Origin of the sequence: Aurantimonas sp. DM33-3 (genome assembly GCF_014334315.1) — a bacterium.
GTDB lineage: Bacteria > Pseudomonadota > Alphaproteobacteria > Rhizobiales > Rhizobiaceae > Aurantimonas > Aurantimonas coralicida.
This window is the reverse complement of sequence record NZ_JACSGS010000001.1, coordinates 152,623-161,457: the sequence shown is the minus strand read 5'-3', so window position 1 is coordinate 161,457 and position 8,835 is coordinate 152,623. Positions and strand designations below refer to the sequence as shown.

General features: G+C 63.1%; 13 protein-coding genes. 11 read left to right on the top strand and 2 right to left on the bottom strand.

Going from position 1 to position 8,835, the window contains the following annotated elements:
• Positions 1 to 21 precede the first annotated feature (21 nt).
• The 8 genes from H9Q09_RS01030 to H9Q09_RS00995 all read left to right on the top strand — a co-directional run bounded on the left by H9Q09_RS01030 (position 22) and on the right by H9Q09_RS00995 (position 4,245).
• Positions 22 to 942 (top strand): DUF3150 domain-containing protein, encoded by a 921-nt coding sequence (locus H9Q09_RS01030; RefSeq protein WP_187389549.1) that lies wholly within the window; start codon positions 22 to 24, stop codon positions 940 to 942.
• A gap of 215 nt (positions 943 to 1,157) precedes the next feature.
• Positions 1,158 to 1,403, top strand: coding sequence for a hypothetical protein (locus tag H9Q09_RS01025; RefSeq protein ID WP_187389548.1), 246 nt, complete (start codon positions 1,158 to 1,160; stop codon positions 1,401 to 1,403).
• Positions 1,403 to 1,630, top strand: a complete 228-nt coding sequence (locus H9Q09_RS01020; protein WP_187389547.1) for a hypothetical protein — start codon at positions 1,403 to 1,405, stop codon at positions 1,628 to 1,630. The genes H9Q09_RS01025 and H9Q09_RS01020 overlap by 1 nt, the downstream gene beginning before the upstream one ends.
• Before the next feature lie 14 nt (positions 1,631 to 1,644).
• Positions 1,645 to 2,490 (top strand): hypothetical protein, encoded by an 846-nt coding sequence (locus H9Q09_RS01015; protein WP_187389546.1) that lies wholly within the window; start codon positions 1,645 to 1,647, stop codon positions 2,488 to 2,490.
• Positions 2,468 to 2,737, top strand: coding sequence for a hypothetical protein (locus H9Q09_RS01010; protein ID WP_187389545.1), 270 nt, complete (start codon positions 2,468 to 2,470; stop codon positions 2,735 to 2,737). The genes H9Q09_RS01015 and H9Q09_RS01010 overlap by 23 nt, the downstream gene beginning before the upstream one ends.
• A complete protein-coding gene (locus H9Q09_RS01005; RefSeq protein ID WP_187389544.1) occupies positions 2,734 to 2,922 on the top strand; it encodes a hypothetical protein in 189 nt (62 codons plus the stop codon). The genes H9Q09_RS01010 and H9Q09_RS01005 overlap by 4 nt, the downstream gene beginning before the upstream one ends.
• A complete protein-coding gene (locus H9Q09_RS01000; protein WP_187389543.1) occupies positions 2,919 to 3,212 on the top strand; it encodes a hypothetical protein in 294 nt (97 codons plus the stop codon). The genes H9Q09_RS01005 and H9Q09_RS01000 overlap by 4 nt, the downstream gene beginning before the upstream one ends.
• Before the next feature lie 46 nt (positions 3,213 to 3,258).
• A complete protein-coding gene (locus H9Q09_RS00995) occupies positions 3,259 to 4,245 on the top strand; it encodes a MoxR family ATPase (RefSeq protein ID WP_187389542.1) in 987 nt (328 codons plus the stop codon).
• A gap of 605 nt (positions 4,246 to 4,850) precedes the next feature.
• Here the strand turns inward: H9Q09_RS00995 and H9Q09_RS00990 are convergent.
• Positions 4,851 to 5,006, bottom strand: a complete 156-nt coding sequence (locus H9Q09_RS00990; RefSeq protein ID WP_187389541.1) for a hypothetical protein — start codon at positions 5,004 to 5,006, stop codon at positions 4,851 to 4,853.
• Positions 5,007 to 5,269: 263 nt separating this feature from the next.
• Here H9Q09_RS00990 and H9Q09_RS00985 point away from each other — a divergent pair, with 263 nt between their 5' ends.
• The gene (locus H9Q09_RS00985) at positions 5,270 to 6,481 is read left to right on the top strand and encodes a VWA-like domain-containing protein (protein WP_187389540.1); all 1,212 of its coding nucleotides are present in this window, start codon (positions 5,270 to 5,272) and stop codon (positions 6,479 to 6,481) included.
• On the opposite strand, the gene H9Q09_RS00980 is transcribed toward H9Q09_RS00985, so the two are convergent.
• Entirely contained in the window at positions 6,482 to 7,018 is a 537-nt protein-coding gene (locus H9Q09_RS00980) for a hypothetical protein (RefSeq protein ID WP_187389539.1), read from the bottom strand.
• Positions 7,019 to 7,174: 156 nt separating this feature from the next.
• Between H9Q09_RS00980 and dnaN the strand changes: the two genes are divergently transcribed.
• Both dnaN and H9Q09_RS00970 read left to right on the top strand, forming a co-directional pair.
• Positions 7,175 to 8,347: a DNA polymerase III subunit beta gene (gene dnaN / locus H9Q09_RS00975; RefSeq protein ID WP_187389538.1), complete on the top strand. Its 1,173-nt coding sequence runs from the start codon at positions 7,175 to 7,177 to the stop codon at positions 8,345 to 8,347.
• A gap of 94 nt (positions 8,348 to 8,441) precedes the next feature.
• Positions 8,442 to 8,774, top strand: coding sequence for a hypothetical protein (locus tag H9Q09_RS00970; protein WP_187389537.1), 333 nt, complete (start codon positions 8,442 to 8,444; stop codon positions 8,772 to 8,774).
• Positions 8,775 to 8,835 lie beyond the last annotated feature (61 nt).

Below are 8,835 nucleotides of genomic sequence, written 5' to 3'. Positions count from 1 at the left end.
CCCTCCGAAAGGAACACCAGCATGAACGCCATTTCCCCAATCCGTGCGGCCACTGACTCGGTCGCCTCCAACACCCTCGCCGCCCGCGCCATGATCGTGACGCTGTCCATGTCGCAGTGGACCGGGCGCCGCCTCGATCGCCAGATCACCGACGAGGTCAACTCCTCGCACAACGCCGCCGCCGACGCCGGCCGCTATAACAAGCTGCTCCTCGACAAGACCGCGCTCGATCCGATCGCCAAGATCGCCAACGCCGCCCGCACCGAGTTCAACGAGCGCACCCTGCCGTGGCTCGACGGCGGCTCCCGCATCATGTCGAACCAGCTCTACATGCAGCACGCCGCCTGGTTTCGCCGCGTGAAGGGCGAGTTCGACGCCGCCGTCGACGCCTTCATCGCCGAGTATCCGAAGCACGTCGCCGACGCCCGGGTCCGCCTCAACGGCATGTTCAACCTCGACGACTACCCGACCGTCTCAGAGATCCGGGACAAGTTCTCGATCGACATGAAGGTCATGCCGGTCCCGTCAGCCGACGACTTCCGTGTGTCGATGAGCGAGGCGCAGGCGGCCGAGATCCGCGCCGAGATCGAGGCGCATGTGCAGAAGGCGACGAAGACCGCCGTGTCGGATGTCTATCGCCGCATCGCCGAGGTGACCGGCCGCATGGTCGAGCGGCTCAACGGCTACAAGCCGGCCAAGGGCAAGGGCGACCGTTCGGAGGGCATCTTCAAGGACTCGCTCGTCGAGAACGTCCGCGACCTGATCGGCATCCTGCCGTCGCTCAACATCACCGGCGATCCGGAGCTGGCCGCGATGGCCGACAAGCTCGCCCCGCTCGCCGCCTATGATGCGGCGGTGCTGCGCAAGGATGAGGGCAAGCGCCGGGACGTCGCCGCCGAAGCGGCGAAGATCCTCGAGGATGTGTCGGGGTTCCTGGCGTGAGAGGGGCGATATCGCTCTGGCTTAAGCGGAAAGTCTGCGCTCACGAATGGCGCAAGCCGCTCCCCTTGGTCGTCCTTGGAACCGGCGAGCCCCTAACAAAAGCTAGCCTCTTCTGCCGAAAGTGCGGCGCCAAGAAACCGTGACAACCTGATTACCGGGGGCGGGCTCCGACCCGCCTCCTCCTCCCCGCAATTGTGCAACTCGGAGAACATCATATGGCAGACTTTCAGTCCCCGACCGGCTCGCCGATCGTCGGCACAATGGAGCGGCTATCTGGCCGCGCCAACATCACTGGCATCGACCCCGAGACCCGCGTCCCGGAGTATGCCGGCGGCACCGACGTCTTCTGGGACGAGGCAGAGACGGTCGAGCGCGATGGCGAAATGGTCTTCCTCGACGAAGACGGTGTCAGCTGGGTGTTCAGCCAGCTGGTCATGGTGCCAGTCGAAGAGCAAGCCTGATGCTCGGCCGCTGCGCGAACTGCGGACACGTCACCCACATCGACAATCTGGACGCCAAGCCTGAGCGCCTGGCCGGCCCCGGCAACATGCTGGAGCGCATGTTCCCGGCGCTCCGCCGGCGCAAGATATGGGGCGCCGCCGACGGTGAAGACTTCGACCGCCTCGAATGCCGGCGCTGCTACGGCGGCGGCTTCAGCGAAGGCCACAGCGAACTGATCGCCCCGTAATCCTGGAGGACACCATGCCCTACCGCCAAGAATGGGTCGCGCCCGAGCGCATGATCCGCCATCAGAACGTTTCGATCTGGTGCGTCTACAAAGACGACGACCTCGGCCAAGGCCCCCGTACCTATTGGTTCACGACTGATATATCGGAAGGCGAAGACAGCGAGTTTGCCTTCGACGTCCGCCACCTTCCCGAGCCGCCAACCGGGCCGACGCTTTCCGACATGCCCCCGCACATCGGCCACGAACGCGGAAAGGAACTCGGCTTCGAAACCTATGCCGAGTGGCAGGCTAGCGCGGAGTATGCCGCCGGCAAGGCTCTTTTGACCGAATGGCACGAGACCGGCTGTGACGCGGCGATCAAGAACACTCTGCGCCATGCGGTCGAGACCGGCCTTTTCGAGCCTAACGAGGATGACGAGCCCGGCGACGACGAGCCAGTGATGCAGGAATTCAGCTGCAAGGTCGGCGTCGATGCCCGCGTCTATTACGACATCACTGTTGAAACGACGTCCCCCGATAGTGCGCTTCAAAAGATCAAGGAGCTGAACGAAAGCGGACTGATTGGCTCTATCAACTATGATGGGATCGAAACTGAGGTGGACGGCACCAACCCGACGGTCATCTACATCCGCGACGAGAACGAGGACGACCATCACGAGCTCGTCGACCTAGAGCCGAAGCCCATCGCCACCCTCGCCACCGACGACGAAGTCCATGCCGCCCGCGAACAGTACGGCAGCGACGAGATCAACATCGACGAGGGTGCCGAGGCATCGCGCGGAAACGACGGCACCTGGGTGCAAGCATGGGTGCTGGTGCCCGTGCAGAACGAGGAGGATGAAGAAGATGTCGCTTCCTAAAACTCAACCCTCTTATGGAGACCTCCTCGCCTACACCAAGAACATGGCGCGCCTGATGACCCTCGACGATTGCTTCGCCGCAGATAACGAGGACTATGACGATCCCGAAGATATGCGCGCTGACCTGTCCGACGATCGCCTGCTCGATGAGTTCTCTGCCTTCGAGGCGATGATCGTATCTGCCCGCGATCTTGTCGGGCCGCAGGCTTTCGATCCCGCTGTCGACGACGAGAGCGAGGCCGCATGAACATCGGCAAACTCGAACGCCTTGCCGGCGTCACCGATCGCGAAGCCTTCTGGATGCCGTTCGCGAAATACGAGGACGGATTGCAGAAGGGTGTCGCAGAGTTGAGAAAGATGGCGGGGGTCGATACGCCCCCGCCTGAACCTCGCAAGCGCCGACGTGCGCAACAGCCGAAGGAACACCGATGAAGAAGCTTCTGCTTGCCGCGCTACTCGGCAGTCTCTCTGCCCCGGCTCTCGCCGCCGACGACTTCCCGAAGGCGGCCATCCTCATCGGCACGGTTAAGGCGCTTTGTCCCGGCGAGATCACCGAGGAGGTTTGGATGCGTGCGGTGGAGAAGTCCGCCGAGGCGCAAGGCAAATCGGTGAGCACCACGCTCTCCGAAACAGCAATGATGGCCGGCAATATCGCCGGCCAATTCTCGAGCTCCGGCAACGCCGACATGATCTGCCAGCAATGGCGCAACGCCAAGAACTGAGCTGACGCTCACCCCCCCTGCAATTGTGCAACGAAGGAAGAGACCCATGAACCTGATGAACGCTACCAAGGCGCTCGCTGCCTACCTCGACGCCGACATCCCCGTCTTCCTGTGGGGAGCGCCAGGCGTCGGCAAGTCGGACACCGTCCGCCAGATCGCCAACGATCGCGACATCCCGATGATCGACTTCCGCGCCATCCTCCGCGATCCGGTCGATCTCCGCGGCCTGCCCTCCGTCAATGGCGACACTGCCAAGTGGCTCGCCCCGGATGACCTGCCCCGTGCCGATCGCGACGGCGAGGAAGGCATCTTCTTCATGGACGAGCTGAACGCGGCACCGGCCAGCGTGCAGGCGGCATGCTTCGGGCTGGTGCTCGACCGCAAGGTCGGTGAGTATCGCCTACCCGAGGGCTGGCGGATCATCGCCGCCGGCAACCGGCAGGCGGACCGGGCGGCGGCGCAGCGGATGCCCACTGCGCTCGCCAACCGCTTCGCCCACATCGACATAGAGCCGGATGTCGAATCCTTCTCCGCCTGGGCGTTCAAGAACAACGTCGACCCGATGGTCGTCGCCTTCGTGCGGTTTCGCTCCGGCCTGTTGCACAACATGGAAGGGAACGACCTGCGGGCGTTCCCGACGCCCCGGGCATGGTCGCAGGTGGCCAAGATCGCCAACGCTCCGGAAGCGCTCCGCCTGTCGCTTGTCACCGGCCTCGTCGGTGAAGGCGCAGCGGCCGAATTCGAAGGCTTCGTCCGGGTCTACAAGGATCTGCCCTCGCTCGACCTGGTGCTGGCCAATCCGACCGGCGCCCCGCTCGTCAAGGATCCGGCCGCCAAGTATGCGATCAGCGCCGGCCTTGCCCGCAAGGTGGACCGCAAGACCTTCGGCGCGGCCATGGCCTACACCAGTCGGATCAGCCGCGAGTTCAACATCATGATGGTGATCGACGCGGTGCGCCGTGACCCCGGCCTGTCGCACACTCAGGCGTTCACGACGTGGGCGACAGAGAACCAGGACGTGACGTTGAATTGATTGTCTCGCCTAAAACTATCGCTCTCTGCAGATCGGTAGAATCGAGCACACTCCGGCAGCTAGCCGATCCCACAAGCCCTGCAACAATGGCTCGTCCTCGGCCAGAAGCTTATCCTGCTCAGACCTGATGATGCGGGCACACGTTCGGCCGAAAATGCCGTCGCGGACGTTCACGATATTCTCGTCCGCGACAACGGTAGAACCGGAATATATCGAAACACAGCGGTCACGCCAGTAAGCGTACCTCTCTGGTACTGCCCTTAGCTCAGACGCTTCGAAATAGGCGAGACTTAGTGACAAAGAGAACGCGATCGCTCCGATCGATACGATCGTGCCCTTCGATCGATCTGCCGCAAACAAAAATAGTACGACGCCGCTCATGAGTCCAAGTGCAGCTGCGATAACGCTTCCGACAGCACCGACTCGGCTAAGTCCGCCTGTAAGCCCCGCAGTTGCTGCGATTGCGGTTAGCCCAAGCAACACCACGAAAGCCTCTAATCTTTCGCCTCGCTTTAGGAACCTCAACACTGCAGACCAACACAGCGTGGCTGAACCGACAGCAATCAGGAGCCATAGAGTGAAGAGATGCATTCTGCTCTTCTACTCTATTTCTGAACGGCTTCCGAGTTCATCATATCCATGGTTCCTTGTCCTTCAACCCCATCATTCGAAGTGGCGACAGTCCCATCGTCGATCGGTGTATTTTCGGGCTTGCAGTACTCGTCGGCGAATGAGCTCCCCGCACCTTCGATTTTGACCACGCATCCATCCTCTGCTTCCGGCACATTTGCGGCGGGGGGCAGACCGCCAGATGGGGCAGGGGAACCACGCTCGAGAGCAGACTTACCCCCGACAGAATGTTCATCACCAGCTGCGGTAGAAGACGCTAGGCCCGCGGCGATGAGTACGCACCTGAAGAACGTCTTCATTCTGACCTCCGCATCAGCTGTTTCCTCTACGATCAGACAGCTATTACACCCTACCGAACGTCAAACAACCCTTCCCTCAATCGTGAGACCCCGCCATGGACACCGAGACCAAGATCCTCTCCGCCCGCACCGCCCTGATGTGGGATCACCCCTTCTTCGGCGCCCTCGCCGTGCAGCTGATGCTCGAGGAGGACTCCGACGGCGCCATCTGCAAGACGATGGCGACCGACAGCCGCCGGCTGATCTATTACCCGCCCTTCGTCGACAAGCTGAGCCGTGAGGAGCTGGTCTTCGTCATCGCCCACGAGATCATGCACAATGCCTCGATGCACCACACCAGGCGGGGCGACCGGCAGCACCGCCGGTTCAACATCGCCGCAGACTTCGCGATCAACGTCGAGCTGCAGGACTATGCCGACGAGATCCAGAAGACGAAGAACCTGAAGCGCCCGCCGATGGTCATGCCGCAAGGTGGCCTGCTCGACCGCAAATACACCGGGCTCGGTGCCGAGGAAATCTATCGCCTCCTCGATGACGAGGATGAGGATGGCGGCCAGGGCACCGGCCAGCCGGGCGCCGGCGAGCGCAACGATCCCGGCGGCTGCGGCGAGGTGCTCGATGCCTGCGGCCAGCATGACGAGGCGGCCAAGGCGGCAGCTGAGGCGGAAATGACGGTGAAGATCCGTCAGGCCGCGTCGATCGCCAAGGCGGCGAACGCCGGCTCCCTGCCCGGTGCCCTGCAGCGCATCGTCGACCAGCTTCTGCAGCCCAAGGTCGACTGGCGGCAGGTGTTCCGCCGCTTCATCGACCAGTCGCAGAACCGGGACTATTCCTGGTCCCGGCCGAACCGCCGCTTCCTGCAGATGGGCTACGTCCTGCCGTCGCTGGTGTCTGACGGCGTGTCGCACATCGTCTTCGCTGTCGACACGTCCGGCTCCATCACGAAGGACATGCTCGACGCCTTCGCCGCCGAGATCAACGGCGCCTTCGGCGACGGCGCGATCGACAAGGTGACGGTGATCTATGCCGACGCCGCCGTGCAGGGACATGACGAATACGAGACCGGCGATGTCGTGGATCTGCGCATGCTAGGCGGCGGCGGCACCGCCTTCGCCGACACTTTCGAATGGGTGCGGGAGAATGCCAGCGACGCCAGGGCCGTCGTCTACCTGACCGACCTATACGTCACCGACTTCGGCGACGAGCCCGATTGCCCGGTGCTGTGGGCGGTACCAGGCGATCCCCGGGAGTTTCAGAACGTCAGCAGCCGGACGCCGTTCGGCGAAGCGATCCACCTCGAGGCATAGCTAGGCGACGTACCTAGTTGCAGGGAATTGCTGCGGAATACGGAGTTTGTCATGCTCTTCCAAAAGACGCTCGCGGTTCTCCCAGAAAATCGGACGTAACTCGTAGATCGCCGTACAGTTGGGTGCGTGCCTTGCTACGCCAGCTCGAAAGAGGACGTTGGAGTACTGAAAACGTCGCCGATCGTTCGCCAGGAGCCAGATCAATTGTACCAACCCATGCTCATCGAGCGCCTCGATGTTGGCTAGAGCATTCTCCTCCGCCTTTCGTTCAGCAACAGCTGTGTCGAGCCGCTCGCGTCTGCCCTCGCTCCACTTGGAGAACGACATCCACGCCCTGCTCACCGCGTTCACGACCACGATCGCGGCGCCGACAATTATGACGGTCTGACCGGCAAGACCGACGAAGTCGAGGCCGGTTAGCCATCCATGGTCAACCTCGGCGGACAGCATGAGAAGGCTACCAGCGGTAACGGCAATCCACCCGACCTTCTCGCTCGCCTCGAAATACTTCCAGATCGATGAAAGCGAATCGAACATATTTTTGCCTTCGGCTAGAAAAGGAGCGTCACGTCTCACCTGACATAGATGAAGACAGGATCATGCCGCAAGGCGACGGTCACCGTCGTGGTGGCCGTGTCCCGGCAGCATGCCGACCCCCGCAATTGTGCGGACCCTCAACAGAAGGACATCGACATGACGAACGTCACCCCCATCCGCGCCAACATGCACCAGGCTGTCGCTACGATGGCCCGCACCCACCTGAAGGCCGGCCTCGACGCCGCGATCAAGGTCATTGAGAAGCGCAACACCATCCCGATCCTGTCGAACGTCAAGCTGTCGACTTATGCCGACCAGCTGATCATCACTGCCACCGACCTCGACATCGAGATCGCTGTCCGGGTGCCGTGCGAGGCTCTCGATCGGCGCTTCGCTGCGACCGTTCCGGCACACTCGCTGCGCGACCTGGTCACCAAGTCCAAGGCCGACACGATCGAGCTGACGGCGCCGCTCGGCGGCGACGAAGACGCTCCGCTGACGATCACCCACGGCGCCGCGTCGATGAAGCTGCCGACCCTGCCAGTCGCCGACTATCCAGAGGTCGAGCCCGGCACCTTCACTCACAGCTTCGTCATGTCGGCGCCGGCCCTGACCGGGTCCTTCGGCATGGTGTCCTTCGCGGTCTCCAAGGAGGAGACCCGCTACTACCTCAACGGGATCTTCATGCACCGGCCGGTGACCGGGGACGGCGAAGGCGACCTGCGCTTCGTCGCCACCGATGGGCACCGCCTCGCCATCAAGACGGTGACGGCGCCTGCCGGCACCGCCGCAATCCCCGGCGTGATCATCCCCCGGAAGACAATCGAGGTGGTTGAGAAGCTGATGTCCCGGGAGCGGGGCGAGGTGGCGATCGAGGTGCAGACGGCCAAGGTCCGGATGACCTTCGGCCGCATCACCATCACGTCGAAGGTCATCGACGGCACCTTCCCCGACTACCAGCGGGTGATCCCGTCGGCGAACGACAAGGCGGTGACCTTCAACTGCGATGCCCTGACCGCCGCAGTCGACGGCGTCACCGTGATCTCGACCGAGCGCGGCAGGGCGGTGAAGCTGACGCTGTCGCCCGGCAGCTGCCGGCTGATGGTGCGCAGCCCGGATGCCGGGACGGCCGAGGCCGACATCACCTGCACCACCGAGGTGGACGAGTTCGAGATCGGCTTCAACGCCAGCTACCTCAAGGCCCTGGCAGCCGTCGCCGGCGAGATCGGCGAGGAGTTCGAAATGCGGTTCTCCGATTGCGGCAGCCCCGCCGTCATTCGCGGCGCCTCGCCGACCTGGTCGGCTGTCCTGATGCCGATGCGGGTGTGACCTGACCTCACCTCTGACTTGACCTGAGCGGCAGGGTGACCCGCCGCCTCCCCCCTCAATCGTGAACGCCGGCAGCGCCGGCATGGAGACGACCATGGAAGACGCGAAGACCGAAATTCCGCCGCTGACATTCACCTATACCAACTGGCGCGGCGAGACTGCGACCCGCACCGTTCGTCCGATCGGCATCAGCTACGCCTCGACCGAGTGGCATCCCGAGCCGGGTTGGTTGCTGCACGCCTACGACGACGAGAAGAAGGCGGGGCGTGACTTCGCGTTCTCCGGTTTCGCCGCCCCCCAGCCCATCGCATCTGACGTGCCCGATGACGTGGTGCGGGCAGCGCAAGAGGCATTGGGTCCGTACCGCAGCCTGTACGTCCACGAGTCGGACATTCGAATAATTCTCCGCGCCGCCCTATCCCGCTGACCAAGCCGAAGGAGACACCATGCCCAGCGCAACAGGACCACCAGGGCGGGCACATCGCCCG

What these genes read in the sequence shown, in the direction of transcription:
- dnaN (WP_187389538.1), top strand. Translation starts at nt 7,175, where the DNA reads ATGACGAACGTCACCCCCATCCGCGCCAACATGCACCAGGCTGTCGCT.
- H9Q09_RS01020 (WP_187389547.1), top strand. Translation starts at nt 1,403, where the DNA reads ATGCTCGGCCGCTGCGCGAACTGCGGACACGTCACCCACATCGACAAT.
- H9Q09_RS00970 (WP_187389537.1), top strand. Translation starts at nt 8,442, where the DNA reads ATGGAAGACGCGAAGACCGAAATTCCGCCGCTGACATTCACCTATACC.
- H9Q09_RS01005 (WP_187389544.1), top strand. Translation starts at nt 2,734, where the DNA reads ATGAACATCGGCAAACTCGAACGCCTTGCCGGCGTCACCGATCGCGAA.
- H9Q09_RS01025 (WP_187389548.1), top strand. Translation starts at nt 1,158, where the DNA reads ATGGCAGACTTTCAGTCCCCGACCGGCTCGCCGATCGTCGGCACAATG.
- H9Q09_RS00995 (WP_187389542.1), top strand. Translation starts at nt 3,259, where the DNA reads ATGAACCTGATGAACGCTACCAAGGCGCTCGCTGCCTACCTCGACGCC.
- H9Q09_RS00980 (WP_187389539.1), bottom strand. Translation starts at nt 7,018, where the DNA reads ATGTTCGATTCGCTTTCATCGATCTGGAAGTATTTCGAGGCGAGCGAG.
- H9Q09_RS01015 (WP_187389546.1), top strand. Translation starts at nt 1,645, where the DNA reads ATGCCCTACCGCCAAGAATGGGTCGCGCCCGAGCGCATGATCCGCCAT.
- H9Q09_RS01010 (WP_187389545.1), top strand. Translation starts at nt 2,468, where the DNA reads ATGAAGAAGATGTCGCTTCCTAAAACTCAACCCTCTTATGGAGACCTC.
- H9Q09_RS01030 (WP_187389549.1), top strand. Translation starts at nt 22, where the DNA reads ATGAACGCCATTTCCCCAATCCGTGCGGCCACTGACTCGGTCGCCTCC.
- H9Q09_RS00985 (WP_187389540.1), top strand. Translation starts at nt 5,270, where the DNA reads ATGGACACCGAGACCAAGATCCTCTCCGCCCGCACCGCCCTGATGTGG.
- H9Q09_RS01000 (WP_187389543.1), top strand. Translation starts at nt 2,919, where the DNA reads ATGAAGAAGCTTCTGCTTGCCGCGCTACTCGGCAGTCTCTCTGCCCCG.